Annotated in this window: 17 protein-coding genes; 15 read left to right on the top strand and 2 right to left on the bottom strand. The window is 64.4% G+C overall.

Annotated elements, in window-relative coordinates; all coding sequences use genetic code 11:
* Window positions 1-23: 23 nt before the first annotated feature.
* Entirely contained in the window at window positions 24-2,042 is a 2,019-nt protein-coding gene (locus XH83_RS13085) for a hypothetical protein (protein ID WP_194407388.1), read from the bottom strand.
* Between the two features lie 385 nt (window positions 2,043-2,427).
* Here XH83_RS13085 and XH83_RS13080 point away from each other — a divergent pair, with 385 nt between their 5' ends.
* The 4 genes from XH83_RS13080 to XH83_RS13065 all read left to right on the top strand — a co-directional run bounded on the left by XH83_RS13080 (window position 2,428) and on the right by XH83_RS13065 (window position 4,354).
* On the top strand, window positions 2,428-3,258 hold the full coding sequence (locus XH83_RS13080) for a Crp/Fnr family transcriptional regulator (RefSeq protein WP_194407387.1): 831 nt from the start codon (window positions 2,428-2,430) through the stop codon (window positions 3,256-3,258).
* Entirely contained in the window at window positions 3,251-3,496 is a 246-nt protein-coding gene (locus XH83_RS13075) for a hypothetical protein (protein WP_194407386.1), read from the top strand. Before XH83_RS13080 ends, XH83_RS13075 begins: the two co-directional genes overlap by 8 nt.
* A gap of 72 nt (window positions 3,497-3,568) precedes the next feature.
* On the top strand, window positions 3,569-3,907 hold the full coding sequence (locus tag XH83_RS13070; protein ID WP_194407385.1) for an EscF/YscF/HrpA family type III secretion system needle major subunit: 339 nt from the start codon (window positions 3,569-3,571) through the stop codon (window positions 3,905-3,907).
* Window positions 3,908-4,015: 108 nt separating this feature from the next.
* Window positions 4,016-4,354: a hypothetical protein gene (locus XH83_RS13065; RefSeq protein ID WP_194407384.1), complete on the top strand. Its 339-nt coding sequence runs from the start codon at window positions 4,016-4,018 to the stop codon at window positions 4,352-4,354.
* 30 nt (window positions 4,355-4,384) lie between these two features.
* Here XH83_RS13065 and XH83_RS13060 read toward each other — a convergent pair whose 3' ends face one another.
* On the bottom strand, window positions 4,385-5,050 hold the full coding sequence (locus XH83_RS13060) for a hypothetical protein (protein WP_194407383.1): 666 nt from the start codon (window positions 5,048-5,050) through the stop codon (window positions 4,385-4,387).
* 180 nt (window positions 5,051-5,230) lie between these two features.
* Between XH83_RS13060 and XH83_RS13055 the strand changes: the two genes are divergently transcribed.
* The 11 genes from XH83_RS13055 to XH83_RS13005 all read left to right on the top strand — a co-directional run bounded on the left by XH83_RS13055 (window position 5,231) and on the right by XH83_RS13005 (window position 15,410).
* Window positions 5,231-5,611 carry a hypothetical protein gene (locus XH83_RS13055; protein WP_194407382.1) on the top strand — a complete coding sequence of 127 codons (381 nt, stop codon included), beginning with the start codon at window positions 5,231-5,233 and terminating at the stop codon, window positions 5,609-5,611.
* A 17-nt stretch (window positions 5,612-5,628) separates the two neighbouring features.
* Window positions 5,629-7,275 carry a hypothetical protein gene (locus XH83_RS13050; protein ID WP_194407381.1) on the top strand — a complete coding sequence of 549 codons (1,647 nt, stop codon included), beginning with the start codon at window positions 5,629-5,631 and terminating at the stop codon, window positions 7,273-7,275.
* Window positions 7,276-7,344: 69 nt separating this feature from the next.
* Window positions 7,345-7,725 carry a hypothetical protein gene (locus XH83_RS13045; protein WP_194407380.1) on the top strand — a complete coding sequence of 127 codons (381 nt, stop codon included), beginning with the start codon at window positions 7,345-7,347 and terminating at the stop codon, window positions 7,723-7,725.
* Between the two features lie 2 nt (window positions 7,726-7,727).
* Window positions 7,728-8,186, top strand: coding sequence for a hypothetical protein (locus tag XH83_RS13040; protein WP_194407379.1), 459 nt, complete (start codon window positions 7,728-7,730; stop codon window positions 8,184-8,186).
* A 150-nt stretch (window positions 8,187-8,336) separates the two neighbouring features.
* Window positions 8,337-10,778: a hypothetical protein gene (locus XH83_RS13035; RefSeq protein ID WP_194407378.1), complete on the top strand. Its 2,442-nt coding sequence runs from the start codon at window positions 8,337-8,339 to the stop codon at window positions 10,776-10,778.
* Window positions 10,779-10,919: 141 nt separating this feature from the next.
* A complete protein-coding gene (locus tag XH83_RS13030; RefSeq protein WP_194407377.1) occupies window positions 10,920-11,474 on the top strand; it encodes a hypothetical protein in 555 nt (184 codons plus the stop codon).
* A gap of 150 nt (window positions 11,475-11,624) precedes the next feature.
* The gene (locus XH83_RS13025; RefSeq protein WP_194407376.1) at window positions 11,625-12,269 is read left to right on the top strand and encodes a hypothetical protein; all 645 of its coding nucleotides are present in this window, start codon (window positions 11,625-11,627) and stop codon (window positions 12,267-12,269) included.
* 142 nt (window positions 12,270-12,411) lie between these two features.
* On the top strand, window positions 12,412-12,993 hold the full coding sequence (locus XH83_RS13020) for a M48 family metallopeptidase (RefSeq protein WP_194407375.1): 582 nt from the start codon (window positions 12,412-12,414) through the stop codon (window positions 12,991-12,993).
* Between the two features lie 32 nt (window positions 12,994-13,025).
* On the top strand, window positions 13,026-14,000 hold the full coding sequence (locus XH83_RS13015) for a hypothetical protein (RefSeq protein ID WP_194407374.1): 975 nt from the start codon (window positions 13,026-13,028) through the stop codon (window positions 13,998-14,000).
* A gap of 30 nt (window positions 14,001-14,030) precedes the next feature.
* Window positions 14,031-14,825 (top strand): hypothetical protein, encoded by a 795-nt coding sequence (locus XH83_RS13010; RefSeq protein WP_194407373.1) that lies wholly within the window; start codon window positions 14,031-14,033, stop codon window positions 14,823-14,825.
* A gap of 108 nt (window positions 14,826-14,933) precedes the next feature.
* Window positions 14,934-15,410 carry a type III secretion system chaperone gene (locus XH83_RS13005; RefSeq protein WP_194407372.1) on the top strand — a complete coding sequence of 159 codons (477 nt, stop codon included), beginning with the start codon at window positions 14,934-14,936 and terminating at the stop codon, window positions 15,408-15,410.
* Window positions 15,411-15,436: the final 26 nt, after the last annotated feature.

The raw sequence follows: 15,436 nt of genomic DNA, 5'->3' as shown, positions 1-15,436 counted from the left end.
GGTGGAGTGCGGTAGATGACAGCCTATCTCTGGTTCAACCAGTTCAGCTGCTGCGCGTAGATGACGGTCGCGTAACCGTTCTTCTGCTGGATCACGGAGCCGAGCTCGCCCACCAGCGCGAGACGGCTGGCGCCGTCGGGTGCTCCACCCTCGCGCATCCGCTCGCCGCTGCGGGTCTGCACGTAGCGGCTTCCAACCACGCTCGCGCCGGATACATCCAGGGCATATGGCCGAAAATCCCGCAGCAAGAAGCGAATGAAATCCGGATTGCGCGGCGCCTCGCTCAGATACAGCGAGATCGGCGCAATGTCCCCCGGAATGCGCGCAAGGCATTCGGTCGCCAGCCTCGGGTCCAGTGCGGCTTCCAGGATGAACGCCTGGTCCTCCTGCGCAAACTCCGTCAAGGAGTAGGAGTTCGAGATGCTGAGCAGGTCGAGCCAGAAGATCGCAGTTGGCAGGTTCTCGGTCGTGAGACGCGATCCGACGCGGCAAGCGTTGGCGATCCCCTGAAGATTCCCGGTCGCGAGCAGCGGCATGTACTTCTCAACGGCCTTGTCGCGGTCGGTCTGCTCGTCAGCATTGCCGCGCCGCGCGATTGCGAGCCGCTGCTGCAACAGGAACTCGAAGTCCCTCGCCGTCGCGTCGTCCGCCCCCCTCCGCCATCCCGCCAGCAGCTCGTTGGCACGCTCGGCGAGCCGCAACGGATCAGCGCTGACGCGCGGGGCCATGAGGCTGCTCGCGGCCGCTCTCACCGATCCCGTCGGCTTGGCATCGGCCACCTGCGGCGAGGCCCCGGCGAACAGATCGTCGATCCGGTATTGCCCTTGCAGCAGCTTGTCCCGATCGAGCGTACGATCACCCCCTTGCGCTCCGAGCGTGACCGGCAGGGTCGCCGCTCCCACCAACGTTCCGTCCGGCTTCTGCAGCTGGACGAAGGATCGCAACGGAATATCCTTGCTCACCCGACGCGAATAGGATGTCAGGAATCCGACCCAGGAGTCGATCTTCTCGATCGGGAGAATGCCGCTCGCCTCGATCAGCTCGCCATCGAGCCGGAGCAATACGAACTGATCGATCTGCGCCGTGCGCGCGATCTTCTGAACGTCATCGAGCAGCGTTCGACCGGTTCGGATCCTGGACTCGACGGCGTTCAAGCCCGCTATCGACCCCCTCAACTTCTCGACGAACTGCCGAGCGGCTTCCTCGTTGAGAACGACGCCGTCCAGCGTGAGCTCTCCGTTGGGCGAGAGCGTGTAGCTCACGGGCATCTTTTCGGACTTGATCAGCCCTTCGATCTCGCTCCTGAGCGCCTCCAACACGCCCAGGCGGAAATAGACCTGCGCACCGGTCTTATCGACCGCGGCCACCAGAGCGCGGCGTTCGAAGCCGTCCTTGACGAAGCCGCTCGCGAACACCGTGCCGTCGACCTCTCGCTTCAAGGCGACCGCCCTGCCGAACGGAAACTGATCCAGCGCTGCGCGCGCCACCCGTTCGGTATCGGCTTGCTCGACCCGGGGCACCGAGCGCTCCCGGCTGCCGAAAGCGAGATAGGCAACGCCGATCCCGATAACGCCGAGCAGGGCTGCAACCGGCATCGCCAATCGTACGGTCCGGCCGTTCAGCTTCAGCGCTGATGGCAGCGCCGCCACGAAGGCCGACAGCCCGCTCTTCCGAACCTCGCTCTTCGGCTCGTTCTGCTCGATCAGCGTGGTCCAGTTGGCATTGGGCGGTGCCAGAACCAGGCGCATCATGCCAACGGTGATGATGTCCAGCGGCTCGACGTCGTGCCATTCCGACCCCGCGGCGATATCGGTCGATCCGCCGACCGTCACGCCGCCCGAGCCGCCTGCAATCTCGATCTTGCCCGGCGCAATGCGCAACCTCGCCTGGCCACTCTGCAGGCTGACGTCGATCAATTGAATGTCATCATCGTTTCCGGAACCGATCGAATATTCACCCGGAACGAGTGAGACCTCGGCGCCGACCTGGACCCCGTTGAGGATCTTCAGGATGACACGGTCGAACAGTTTCGATTCATCCATCGCCAGCCCCGCAATCCGATCCGCATGTCAGCCGCTACGATTCCGGATCGTCCTTCTACTCCCAGACGATTCCGCCACATCCTCCGATCGAAGGATTGATCGGCACGCGTTTGCCGATATGTCTTCTAGTATGAAACGCGCTCCATGTTTGCTTGGACAATTGCGACCGTCGCTTCGACAGGAGCGCACTCGCCATCAACTTCGTGAGGTCGGCCTCTGCCGCAAGTCGTATTTGACCGTCGATCGCGTCGATACGTGACACCGTTCACCGACGAACGCTCGCGACCGCGCGACGATGCGACGGGTTCCATGATTGCGACGCTGCTGGACATCGGGTCTTTCAGCATCAGAACGATTTCGGATATTTATCGTGCGGGAAACTGGCGTGTCCTTACATGATCGAACCGTCCTGAATTCGGAATCGACGAGCGCACATCATCGCGCCGTTTCGGCATTCGACACCGATGTCGGTGCCGCGGTGGCGCGCACCACCAGTGCAACCGGCGCCGTGGGGTTTCGCGCGCTCAAATCCTGCTCCGATTTCGCATCCGTCGGCAACGATGCCTGGGACGCCCTGATCTCGGCATCGTCGCGCCGGCTCTACGGCAACAACGAGGTGATCTATCTTCAGGAAGAGTCGGCGCAGCAGCTCTATTTCGTGATATCGGGGCACGTTCGCCTGTCCTACGTGCTCGACGACGGCTCCGCGATTCTCTACGCGATCCTGCCGGTCGGCGCGAGCTTCGGCGAGCTCGGCGTGTTCGACGGCGGCGTGCATTGCGACATGGCGACCGGCATCGGGGCGACCATCGTGGGCAGCCTCTCCACCGCAAAGTTCAACGAGCTGCGCAGACGCTTTCCTCCGCTCCAGGACTGCATCGCGCACCTGATCGCGCGGCGCTATCGGTCCTACGTCGATCTCACCCGGCTCATGAGCCTGAAGACGCTGCACGGGCGCGTTGCCCAGGCGCTGCTCAGGCTGGCCGACGGCCTCGGCTCCAAGGAGGATCATGACGGGCAAGCGGTGCCGCGGATCGGGCCGATGGTCACGCAGGCCGACATCGGCCTGATGGCGCGGGGCGCGCGCGGGAGCGTCAACCGGACCTTGAAGGCATGGGAACGCGCGGGATGGGTCGTCTCGAAGGATCGCGCGATCTTGATCGTCGATCGCAAGGCACTGGAGACCGTCGCCATGGAGCAGGACTGCGATGGCTGACCTCGGACCGATCGGACTCTCCGGCTTCGCGATGACCGAGCTCGAGGAGCGGCTGTACGGTAGGGACCGCCTCGCCGTCATCGCGGCGACGCTGGCGCGGCTCGACCATATCGCCGCCGGGATCGCGGCATTTCAACGTTCAGGCCCTTCTCCCGGCGATTACGCGCGCGCAACGACGATCGGCAATGCCGTCGCCGCCGCGCGCGGCGTCATCACGGGAGCTCACCCGGCTCGATGAGCCTCGCTCGCGAGCAATGCTGCAGGCAACCTCGCCGGGAACCTCCCGGCGAGCAACACAGGAGAACTGACTATGGCCGGCTCAACCAACGCTGGATCATCGGACTTTGCACCGACGCTCGACTCGGGCTCGGATCACAACGGAACCATCACCCAAGGCGGCTTCAAGTATAGCTATCTCAACCGGGACGGCTTCGACCTGGTCTGGAACCAGCAGCATCTGCAGACCCAGATGAGCAAGATCGAAGACGACATTCGCAACATCCAGCAGAACGCCAACCTCTCCGATACCGAGAAGGCATTCTCGATGCAGATGGCCATGAACACGTGGTCGACCATCGCGAACTTGCGCACCAATACGCTCAAGGCGGTGTCCGACGTGCTGCGGTCCTGCGCCCGCAACATCGAGTAACCGGCGGGGCACCGATCCGGACGTTCCGGCGAGTGCATTCGCTGCTGGCGGAATGCACTCGCAACGACGGTTGCGGATCGCCCGCCCCTTCCGCGACCGGGATCAATCATGTCCTCGCAACGCCTCTTCGCCTTGGCCCTTGTGGCCGCTGGATTGGTCTTCGCGGCGGCGCCGGCCAAGGCGCAGCTCGTGCTGATCTGCTACACGCTGCACAACGATCTCGCGAATTTCGACCGCCGCGCGCATCAGGTTGCGCATTTCTACGTGGGTGGCCCGCGTTCCCATCTCGGCGGCGCCGACGGCATCCGCCTGCGGATCATCGACCAGATGCGGCAGCTCGGATGCCCGTTGCCGCTCGAGCCGGTGACCTACAACGACTTCCGCGTCCGTTCGCGGGCGCCGCACGCTTCGATGCATCCTCGCCCTGCCCCGTTGATCGTCAAATAGAGCACTGAGCAGAGGTCGACGCTATCAACCTCAGGCAAAGTGCAAAATCAGGAGCACACGCTGGGCGGCACGCAGCATTTCGGCAAAGTCCGGACGGCCGCGCGCGATCCGGGCGCCGACCGCCAGCAGCGACTGCGCGGCCTTGCGGTTGCCCCGATCGAGCTCGCAAAAGCCCGCGATGCAATAGGCGCGTGGGTGCTTCTGCGGCAGCTTCAGGCATTCGTTGGCAAGCAGCAGTGCCTCTTCGAAGCGACCGAGGCGAGCGGCGCACAGCGCGAGCGCCGAGAGCGTCTCCGCCTCGTCGACCTCAAGATGAAGCAGCGTCGCGAGCAGGACTGCGGCACGGCCGATCGATTCAGCCGCAAATGCCTCGGCCACGCAGTCGCGCAGCAGCAGCGACGGCTCGCCGCATTCCATATCCGCCCGACGCGCGGCGATCGTCTCGTGCAAGCCTTCGATGGCGTCATCGCTCCAGTCGTCCCGGACGAGCGCCAGCACCGCCGAGGCAACCGGATCGCCGCTCCACCGGCGGGCCTCGAACGCGCTGCGCGCCCCACGCAGAACGAGATCCGGCCGCGTCAGGTCGATCGCCCCGGCGATCGCCGGCATCGCAAAGCCGACCCCGGCTGCGCGTGGCGCGAGAAGATCCAGCACGATATCGATATCCCGGCTTTCCAACGACAGCTCCACGATCATTCGGCGTACAGACAAGCCATCATCATTCAATCCGGGTTGTCACCTACATGACACCCGGCCGCAGAGCGGGATGATACGCGCTAGATCCGGGCTGACGACCCTGAGTGTCACTCTTCAATGCGACCTCGTACGAAGAGCGGCAGGCGCGCCGGCGGCGCGCGCAAACTGACGGATGCTGTCTTGGATACTGAACGGTTCGTGCAAGACCAGCCGCCCTCCCGCGAGACGCGGGAATGGGCTCGCGTACTCGGTGAGCTTCGCGCGCAGCTCGAGCGCATCTGCGCCGTTCCGCTGATCGCATCCGACGGCGAAGCCAGGCGCATCATCCTGACGATGCCGTATTGCGCGGACATGACCGAGGTCGACGCGCTGATGGACCGCCTCCTGATCCGGGTCGGCGAATTGCTGTCGGCGGCGACCGGCGACCCGTCACAACTCACCCGCCTCGTCCACAAGGCGCGCGCGCACGGTCGCACAGCCCTGCGCAGGAACAGCCTGCAGCACGACTTCGGCGAGCAGAACACCGCGGGCTTCGTCCCGCGCGCCCGCATCCACCTTTGATTCCTGGGGAACATGGCATGAGCGATTTCTGGAGCGGTGCGTTCGGCAATTCGCCGGTGATCCAACCGACCCGCGGCGAGCAGCTGCCGCCGCCGCAGAACACGCCCTATGACAATCCGCTGGGCGGCGCCGTTGGGCTCGATCCGTCGATCAACAACGCCGGTGCCCAGGCGGTGTTTCCGGTTCTGAGCCCAGATCCGGATTCGCCGGACAGCCTGATCGCAAAGGCCGGCAAGCCCGCCCACTTCGACGATCCACCCTTCGCGCTCACCGCAAACATCTTCGCCAGCTGGCATAGCGCGTATCAGGCGGAGTACATCAATAGTCGCAGGAAAAAAGGCGAAGGCGATGAGATGGGCATCCTGACCATCGGCACCGGAAACGACGCGATCCACGTCATGCTCTCAGGCGACCAGACCAAGGTGTACATCCTGGAAGCCCTGCAGAAGGCGGATTTCGCCACCATGACCATGGCCGACCAGACGCGAATCTCATCGGAGGCGGCCGCCGATATGGACGGGACCGGCGCCGCCGCCAAGACACTGGTACGGTTGGGAATGACGGCAAAGGTCGACGAGGCGAGCAGTGCGATTGATGATTTGAAAACGGCGATAGGCAAGGACACGTCAGTGTCCAGCGCAGACAAGCAGGTATTCCTCGACGAGCTCGCCAACGTCCAGAAGCGCGTCGATGCCACCAAGGTCTATTCCGTCACCAACATCAACAGCGAGGTCAGCGCCATATCGGATCGCTTCCATCGTGTTGCGGTGTTCGCAAAAGCCAAGGCCGCCGGCCCGCTCGTCCCCGATCCCAGCGATCCCAATCAGTTCAGGAACGTCACCGGCCTCAATCTCGACGATGACGGCAACAACCTCGATATCCTGAACGGCCTTAAAGGCTTCATGAACGCGGAGAAGCAGATTCTGGCGGCGGACAACGCGGCGATGCAGATCGCCAACACCGGCACGCTGGTCGGGCTCACGAAACATCTCGACGCGCCGAACCTGCTCGCTGCGTTTCAGCTCAGCGCCAACCTCAAGGACCAGGCCATCAACGCTGCCGACACCGAGGAGATCAACCAAATCAACCAGCTCCTGAAAACCTACAACGTGATCCAGGAGCTCATCAACCAGACCATCGCGACGTTCGACGCATCGAAGAGCGACGAGAAGCGCGGGCTGCTCGGCTACGATGAGCACGGCGATACCGGCAATAATTCGGGCTTCGGACCCGGAACCGATAAGGCACACACGGGCATCAACAAGCTGCAGTCTCCGATAGAGGTTGACGGCGATGACGATGACAAGAGCAAGTTCACTCCACCTGCCCTGAGCGATGCGCAGCTCAAGGCCGTCAGCATGTTCGAGAAGGACCTCAACAGCACCCTGAGCCCGATCGAAGAGTTGCTCGGCGTCACGCGGCCCAGCGGCCTCGATTTCTATGACAACGCGGGCAAGACGTTGAACTATTTCCAGAAGTCGACCTGGGACCAATGGTCGGCGATATTGAGCAACACGGTGCAGCAGATCAGCCAGGAGAACCAGCTCAAGTTCAACGACATCAACACGCTGGAGAAGGAGCGCACCACGCATTTCCAGGCGGCCACCAACGCGCTGACGAAGGCCGGCGACATCATCGCGAGCATCGGCCGAAACATCAGTTAGCGCATCGCGGGGAAGAGCTGGGATCTTCCGTCGGCCCCTCCTCCATGCTGCAACCAAGCGGAGTCGCCCATGCGGATCAGGAGCCTCGAAGTCGGCCTGGAGACGATCTCCCGCTACCAGGTGGGAGACGACGTCCACCTTCCCAAGGACAAAGGACTGCGTCCGGTCTTTCTGCCGGTCAGCCAGCCGCTCGACGACGTCTTGAAACGGCCGTCGCTCGATGAACGCCTGCCGGCTCTGCTCCAACCGGAATTCCTCGATCCCGACCTGCTCGAACCCTCGACATTGGCCGATATCCGGCTGCAGGCGCAGGAATTGATCGCGGCTTGTGCGAGCCGGGAAAGCGGCGCTCGCAGGGAGCTGCTCGCGCGGGCGGCGGGTTGTCTCGAGGACGAAAACAGCCTCGACGAGGAGGTGCGCCGCTCGCTTGCCGCACTGCTGCGCGGCTAGACATGAGCCCGACCAACCTTCCGACCGTCAAGGACGCCTCGCGCACGGTGCGCGCGACCACCAGCCAGCCGCCGCTCGCCACGAGCCCGCTGTCGGTCAAGCAGCGCGACTTCCTGCTGCTCAACATCTACGTCCTGGCGCAGAACGGCTTCACCGAACGCGCCTCCACCCTCGCGCAGGCGCTGCACGTGCTGGGCGACAATTCGGCCGAGGTGACGCTGGCGCGTGCCGTGCTCGGCTTTTTCGGGCAGGACTGGCGCGCGGCGCTGGCCTGCCTCGACGAGCTCGACCGCATCGATCCGGTCGAACGCTTCGGCGCCTACAGGATGACCGATGCGCAGCGGCTGCGCCGCTATCTCAAGGCGCGGTGCTTCTATGAGCTCGACGACCTCCCCCGCGCCCGTGACGTGGTGGAGAGCTATCTGCGCCATGGCACGGAAGCGGCGGACCAGGCGGGATAGCCCAGCACCAGTTCCTTGCAAACTTCGCCAAGGCGCCCTGCGCGACGTGTCACGCCTGAGACAGGAGGCCGCGGCCTCTCGTGCAACAACACGCCTGAAGTCTTCGTACAGCAACCGCGGCATCGGCGCGGTGTAAACAGGAGAAATCGGATGTCGCCACGTACCGAAGCAGCTCCCCGGCCGGCGCTTCCCCCGACGATCCCAGGCGGCGACGAGCGGCCTGATGCGAAGGCTCAGCAATCCCGCCCGTCGGCGGGGCTTCTCGGGCCATCGCAGGCACCTGCTGCGCCCCTCACCCTGCTCCCAACGGCGCAAACGACGGCAGCGTCGGTGGTCAGTCCGCAGGCCATTCAGACCGCGTCGGATATCGTTGCGGCGGCGCTCAAGGACGCCCACGGCGACGCCCTGAAGACGCTGCAGCATCTGAGTACGAGCTGTCAGCAGCAGCCCGATGACGTGCGACGACTGGTGTTGCAGGACGCCATGACGTCCTACCTCGTCAACGAAGCCGTCAAGCAGATCAACGCGCCGTTGGCCGACACTGCTCTGCTGCCGCGCCAGCGGGCGGACCGAGCCGTGCACAATCTCGCGGCGGCGGCCGCTCTCGTCGATCGCGAATTCGCCGCCACGCTCGCGGAATGGGCGGCAGTGGAGTATCGCCAGGGCGCCGGAAACCATCAGAGCTTGCCGACGCTCGCGGCGCTCGGACCGGACGGCCATGCCGACGTCGTTGCGCTCTGCGACCGGATCTCCGGCGCGAGCAGTGGCGATCGCGTGGTCGCGGACTTCGCATCCCTCACCGCATGGGATGCGGAGCCCGTGCTCAGCGCCATGCAGCGCGGAGGCGGCATGGCCTACGCGGTCGCCAATGCCCGTCAGGCCCGGGCGCAAGGCGGCGATGCATCTGAAGTGTTTCAGACCCTCGCCGCCGGGACACCGGGATCGCAGGCCGAGATTCAGCACAAGACAAAATCCGACGTCGAGGCGCTCGCCAAGCATGACGGCGAACTGGCTTGGCTGTCGACCACACTGGGCCCTGCTGTCTCCGCGGAGCAGTCGCAAGCGGCGATGAATGCCTATTTCGCGCATAAGGGCCCGGAATGGCGAACCGAACACGACCGCTTGAATCAGGCGCTCATCGACGACGGCAGCAAATTGGTCCGGCACATGATCGCGCTGGGCAAGCTGACGGGCAAACTGAACGCCGGCCCCGAATTGCTCGGCCAGTGGATGGCCATTGCGAACGACAAGTCCGCACGACTGGCAATCGAGATGGCGATTCAGGCAGACCCAAATCTGCAGAAGGACGAATCGCTGAGCGATATCGCCGACATGCTCAAGTCTATCAAGGACCACGACGGCTCTGCCTTCTCGCTGGCAACCGCAGGCAAACTCGGCTTTCTCGGCTTGCGGCTCACCAACGTCGCCGCAGGCGTGATCGTGCGCCGGATGGTGTCCAGCAAGCTCGCTGGTCTCAGCGTGACGGACCCGAAACGGATCGAAAAGGCGGTGGAGGCCATCAAGGGATTGGCGGATACGCGCCTCGCGAGACTGTTGGGAGTTTCCAAGCCCGAGCTCGACAAGGCCGTCGCCGCCGTGACGAAGGTTTCGCGCCTGGCTACCGACGATGCTGCAGCGCTCGCGAGCTTGGAGGCCGAGTTGAAAGCAGCCGGACGCACCGCCGGCGCCTTCGCGCGGGAAACCCCGGCCGGCAAGTTGATGCGCGGCCTTGCGCTCGGGGTGGTTGCCCTCAACTTGTACAATACCATTAGCCTCGGGCATCTCGACCTGAACGGCGTGGCCAAGACCGGGGTGCTCGGCGCCCTCGCGGCGCAGAGGCTTAGTGAATCGTTGGTCAGTGTCGGTTGGGCCGACGCCACCAAGGGATTTGGACGGTTGGCCGGCGCGAAAGTGAGCGGCGTGGCCGCCGGCGAGGTCTTGATTGGTGTGTTCGCGCTGATCGAAGCCGTGAACAGCGTGCGCTCCGGTTTTGGACTCGGCGTTCCCCAGGACACCGCTGCAGCCCTGGCTTCCGCCGGCTCGGCCATCGGATTCGGTGCCGCGGTCGCACCGGCGTTCGGCGCGGCATCCTGGGCTGGACCCGCGGGAATTGCCGTCGCGACAGTATCGGTGGTCGGCAAGGCAGTCTACGACGGGCACAAAGCAGCTCATCAATACGAAGAGCCCATGCGAATCATGCTGCGCGCGGCCGGCTTCAACCCGTTGGCAGCGAGCGAACTGAGCAAGCAAAGCGACTATTTGACCGCGCTTCCCGGCGGCTCCCAAGTCGCCTTCCTCGCCCGATATGCGGAATACCGGCAGATGACGCCCGATCAGCTTCTCTCCTGGATCAACGGCCTCAATGCCGGCCAGCTGCGGCAGCTCTCCGAGAGCGTGCTGTCCGAGCTCGGACAGGGTGAGGACGGCCGCGACAGATCCGCTGAGGTCGGGCCGCAATGGGCCGGTGCGGCGATCGCCAAGGGCGTGAATTACGGGCTGGATCAGGACACCATCTTCGGGGTCTTCGACCACGCGCTCGATCGCGAGCGAATTCCTCATCCGCTGGCTGAGGAGATAAATCCCTATCGCTAGGGTCGATCGCCGGCCGCGGGATGAAAGCTTCCAGCCTCTGTCATCCCCGGCACAATTCCGATCAAGCAACCGTGTCAGCAATGTGTGCAGGCACGCGCGACAGGCGACATCGGCTGACGCGACAGCATGGGAGAAGACACAATGAGCAGTGAAGTCAGCAGCTCCACACCCCAACAGCCGGTGCACCTGCCGTCCCCGATCGAGGTTGCTGAAGCGCCTGCGGCCGGCAAGCCGGTCTCCGGCGGGATTGCCACGCAGAAGACAACGCCTCCGCCTGCCCCGCCCGAACCACGCACAGAGCTCGAGATAACGGCGGAGCACAGCGCCAGAGCGGCCAGGGATGCGGTCGCGCGCTACAGGCAGGACAAGAAAGAAATGGAAGCTATCGAGCAGTCGGACCTGCCGCGGAAGGCAAAGCAGGAAAAGCTGGAAGCCCTCAGGCCCAGCCTCGACCATCATTGGGCCGAAGCGTATCGGCTCACCAAATCCAATTTCGAGCTGCAGGATCTGATGCTTCGACCGGCCTGGGATGCGTTGCAGAAGGTCAAGGGGGAACTGGAACAAGCCAAAAAGGGAAATGACCAACAGGCGATCCACGCGGCAGCACACAAATATGCGAACACCTACGACACCTATATAGGCGCCCAACAGCGCCACACCGAGGCATTGAATCTGAAGAATAGCAAATATTGGTAGACGTGAAGCGGAGCCGGACCGAACTGCGTGCTCCCCGACCGCTGCAGCGGACGTGACCGCTCTCGCCGCACGATCCGCCACGCTACGCTTCGTCTTCAAGCGCGGCCACCGCCGTCGGCGCCGCTTGCGATTTCGAACAGGAGGGACAGGATGGGCGATGGGATCGTACGTCCACAAGATCAACCGCTGCACGTCCAGGCGCAAATCCGCGTCGCACAAGCACCCGCGCCGGGCAAGCCAATCTCCAGCGGAATCGCCTCGCAAACGACGCCGCCGCCTGCCGCGTCGGAACCCTTCAATCTCAACCACGAGATCGTCGAAGCGCTCAACAAGGCGACGGTCGATGCACTCACCGTTTACGAGACCGACATCGGGACCAGGCGAGCGATCGAGCAATCGAACCTGGCACCCGCCGCGAAGCAACACAAGCTGGCTCAGCTCCGACCCTCGCTCGAACGTCACGCCACCGAAGTGCGGAATATGGCCGACGCGAATGTCGAATGGCAGCAGCGATTCCTGCGGCAGGCATGGGACGCGAAGCGCGAGGCCGGTGAGGCCTCGAAGCGCGCAGGAAAGACGCTTTGGCTCGCCAGGCACACCGTCCACTCGGAAACGCCTGGCGCCGCGCAATATTTCGACTCCGTCTACGGGGAAGTGGACAGGACGAGGATACAAAAGGAGCGGACCGAAAACGTCTATGACGAGGCGCAACGCCACGCCGGAGAGGCCCATAAGCTCCAATTGAGAGTCTATCACCTCCTGGGCGTCAAGCCGCCGCCGCTTCCCCTCGAATAGACGAGCGTCGCTCCGCAACGCGGAGGCTCTGCGCATCCCAGCGGCGTCCGCAGCAAAACAGACCGGCGCTGTAACTCCTGCGACACGGGGCCGATGGAGCCGGGGCTATCGTGCCGGCACCGGGTTCAAGGACCTCATCGCCATGTCGATACTGGATGGACTGCCGAAGACCGAGGCCGATTGGCGTCGCCGGATCGAGATCGCCGCTCCGGTCGCGCAAGGGCTGATCGACGGCCTCGCGCTTCCGCCGAAGGTGCGGAGCGTCCTCAAGCTGATGTCGGAAGGCATGGCGTTGGCCGACATCTGCGGCCTTACCAGCGAGGAGCGCGACGCCATGTTCATCCGCGGCTGCCGGATGATCCAGGCCGGCGACGTCAAAAAGGGGCGCGAGTGGATGATCGTGCTGCATCAGCTTGAACCGCTCGACGCCCGCGTCATCTACGCGATCGCCCTCACCTATCAGAGCGAAGGCAACGTCGCGCTCGCCGCCAAGCTCTACGTGCATTTCATCGCCCTCGACGCCGCCAATCCGGAGGGACATCTGCGGCTCGGCGAGTGCCTATTGTCCGCCCGCGAATATGATGGCGCGATCGCGCATTTCGCGGTGGGCGAACGGCTCAGCCGCGGCAGCAATGCGGCCGCCGCGGCACACGCCGTACGGATGCATGCGCATGCCATCGAGCGCCGCTCCGCGCAGAGGCACGCAGGCCGGGCCGCGCGATAGCGAATAGTCACCACCAGCAAGAGCAGTTCGCCATGGACGTCGCAGTCAAGCCAGTTTCGCCGATCTCGACCGGACAAATCGCGCCGCAGGTCGCGCCGGTCGATCCGAAAGTCGGCGCCGGTGTGGCCGGTGCCGTCGCCGGCAGCGGCAACCTGCCGCCGCCAGGCGGCGTTGCCGACGACCTCGGCGCGGCCTTCGCCAGCCTCGCCGGATTCATGCCGAACCAGGAGAGCCCGGAGCTGGTCTGCGCGGTCGCCGCCGCCAAGATCGCGGAGATTCTGGGCAAGGCCAGCCACGACGAGATCAAGGTCGACAACCAGCGCCGCGAGGAGGCGGTCGCCCGGAGACTGGCGTCCGCACAGAAGGCGATCGACGAGCTCGCCAAGCAGTCGGACGGCGATTGGTGGGATGCGGTCAAGACGGTGTGCGACGTGGTCGTCTCGGTCGTCAGCATCATTGCGGGATGGACCGCGATGGCGAGTGGCGTCGGCGGTCCGATCGGGGTGCTGCTGATCGCTAACGGCGTCTGCGGGTTGATATCCGCGACCGACAGCACTCTGAACATGACGACAGGACACGGAATTGCCGGAAATCTTCATTTGTTGACCCATCCGGGCGACGAGGAAGGCGCCAACAAGGCCGATGAGAGCTTCCGCCTTTCGTTTGCCATCGCACAAACTACCGTCGGCCTGATGACCTTGGCATGCGGCGACCCAACGCAGCTCAACAACGGCATTCTGCAACTGGGGACCAAGCTCGTGAAGATCGGGGGCGATGTTGCAGTCGGCTATATCAATTACGACAGCGCGAGCCACCAGGTCGCGGGCCGGCGCGCGCGCGCCGACGAGCAGATAGCCCAAGCCGCCATCGAGCAGATCGACGAGTATGTGCAGCAGGCCATCAAACGCTTGACGACGACGAGCGAGAGCTGGGCACGCGTCATCGAGGAGACCGCCGACACGCTGCGCAACAAGGCGAGTGTGACCTCGCGCGTTCGCTTCGCCTGACAATCCGTTCACGCAAGGAGACATCAGATCATGATCGAGAACATTCGCAATTCCGGCTCTCGACTGGACCAGCCGTTGCCGGATGGCGCCCAGCCGGTCGGCAGGTCCACCAAAGCCACCGCATCGGGCATCTCGAGCCTGCAGGGCGCCGTTCCGCCCTCCATCACGTCGGCTTCCCGAAGCACGACGGCGACGTTCGCACCGGCCTCGGCGGTTCCGCCGGCCGAGTATGACGGCGCCGTCGGAGCCGCCGCAAGCCGCTTCTCCGCCGCCGCGGATGCGTTGAACCCGGCGAGCGTCCCGGACGGTGACGCTGGCTTGGCACTGTCGCCGCGGGACGCCGCACGCGCGCTGTTCAAGGCCGCCCTGCAATCGAACGAACACCAGCAGGACGACGCCCTCCAGAAGCGCAAGGAGGCCATGGAGGTCGCACGCTCGCAGCAGCTCGCACAGGCGGCGAGCAACAGGGCGGCGGCCAAGGACATCAAGAGCAACGCAGCGAATGCATTTTATGCGACGCTTGGATCCTGCGCCGCCAGCTTGGCGACGATCAAGTGGGACACCGGTTCGACGAGAACGATCCTGGACGTCTCTTCGAAGGGACTTGACGGCTTTGCAAAAAAATATGAGGCCACAGCCAGTGCGGCCACCAAGACTCACGAAGCCGACGGCAGCCTGGCTGCGTCCAATGCTGAATTGGCCAACACTCACAAGGCCGACGCCAACGACCTGACCGAGCGGCTGCGCCAGCAATTTCAGCAGCTGTTCCAGGCCTTGTCGGAGATGCGGGCCGAGAAGGCCAACCAGCTTCGCGCGCTGGTCTAGGCCCGTCATTCCGGACCGGCAAGGTTTGATGGCCACATCCTTCACGATCGCACAACCGTGCCGAACCGCCACCCGGCGGCTGCGGCACGGCCATCGAGACCGCTCGCGATGAACGACGAATTTCGTCGCCTGATCGAGACGCTCTGGCAGTCGCTCGGCCTGTCGCCGCCCCGTTTCCGGTCCGGCGACGGCGCCTCGCTCAGCGTCGACGGCATCTCCGTCGCGCTGACACTGAGCCATGACGAACGCCATGTCGTGGTCTGCGCTCCGGTTGGCACACTCTCCGACGATCCCCTCGTGATGGAGGAGCAGATCGTCCGCCTGCTCAAGTCCAACCTGCGATGCCTGCCCTACCGGCGCGCCTGTTGTCGCATCGACAACGGATGCTCGCCGCCGGCCGTCAGGATCGAGGCGATCTCGCCCTGCCTGCGCGACGCGATGACCCGCCTGGTCGAGACCATCGGCGACGTCGCGCATATGGCGGTGGACTATGCCGCGGAGCTCGGCCATCCCAAGGCGCCACGTTTGCGGTCGCCCGCGCCGAGCCAAGGCCATGACGAGACCATTTTGATTTTCCGACCCTGACGCCTGTCGGCCCGAAGGCCGCCGGT

Source organism: Bradyrhizobium sp. CCBAU 53351 (genome assembly GCF_015291745.1).
Taxonomy (GTDB): Bacteria; Pseudomonadota; Alphaproteobacteria; order Rhizobiales; family Xanthobacteraceae; genus Bradyrhizobium.
Note: the sequence above shows the minus strand (reverse complement) of the source record. Positions and strands in the feature narration are given on the sequence as shown.

Bases quoted from the DNA above. Each gene is read 5' to 3' on its own strand.
- XH83_RS13085 (WP_194407388.1), bottom strand. From the start codon at position 2,042: ATGGATGAATCGAAACTGTTCGACCGTGTCATCCTGAAGATCCTCAAC.
- XH83_RS13075 (WP_194407386.1), top strand. From the start codon at position 3,251: ATGGCTGACCTCGGACCGATCGGACTCTCCGGCTTCGCGATGACCGAG.
- XH83_RS13070 (WP_194407385.1), top strand. From the start codon at position 3,569: ATGGCCGGCTCAACCAACGCTGGATCATCGGACTTTGCACCGACGCTC.
- XH83_RS13065 (WP_194407384.1), top strand. From the start codon at position 4,016: ATGTCCTCGCAACGCCTCTTCGCCTTGGCCCTTGTGGCCGCTGGATTG.
- XH83_RS13060 (WP_194407383.1), bottom strand. From the start codon at position 5,050: ATGATCGTGGAGCTGTCGTTGGAAAGCCGGGATATCGATATCGTGCTG.
- XH83_RS13050 (WP_194407381.1), top strand. From the start codon at position 5,629: ATGAGCGATTTCTGGAGCGGTGCGTTCGGCAATTCGCCGGTGATCCAA.
- XH83_RS13045 (WP_194407380.1), top strand. From the start codon at position 7,345: ATGCGGATCAGGAGCCTCGAAGTCGGCCTGGAGACGATCTCCCGCTAC.
- XH83_RS13040 (WP_194407379.1), top strand. From the start codon at position 7,728: ATGAGCCCGACCAACCTTCCGACCGTCAAGGACGCCTCGCGCACGGTG.
- XH83_RS13035 (WP_194407378.1), top strand. From the start codon at position 8,337: ATGTCGCCACGTACCGAAGCAGCTCCCCGGCCGGCGCTTCCCCCGACG.
- XH83_RS13030 (WP_194407377.1), top strand. From the start codon at position 10,920: ATGAGCAGTGAAGTCAGCAGCTCCACACCCCAACAGCCGGTGCACCTG.
- XH83_RS13025 (WP_194407376.1), top strand. From the start codon at position 11,625: ATGGGCGATGGGATCGTACGTCCACAAGATCAACCGCTGCACGTCCAG.
- XH83_RS13020 (WP_194407375.1), top strand. From the start codon at position 12,412: ATGTCGATACTGGATGGACTGCCGAAGACCGAGGCCGATTGGCGTCGC.
- XH83_RS13015 (WP_194407374.1), top strand. From the start codon at position 13,026: ATGGACGTCGCAGTCAAGCCAGTTTCGCCGATCTCGACCGGACAAATC.
- XH83_RS13010 (WP_194407373.1), top strand. From the start codon at position 14,031: ATGATCGAGAACATTCGCAATTCCGGCTCTCGACTGGACCAGCCGTTG.
- XH83_RS13005 (WP_194407372.1), top strand. From the start codon at position 14,934: ATGAACGACGAATTTCGTCGCCTGATCGAGACGCTCTGGCAGTCGCTC.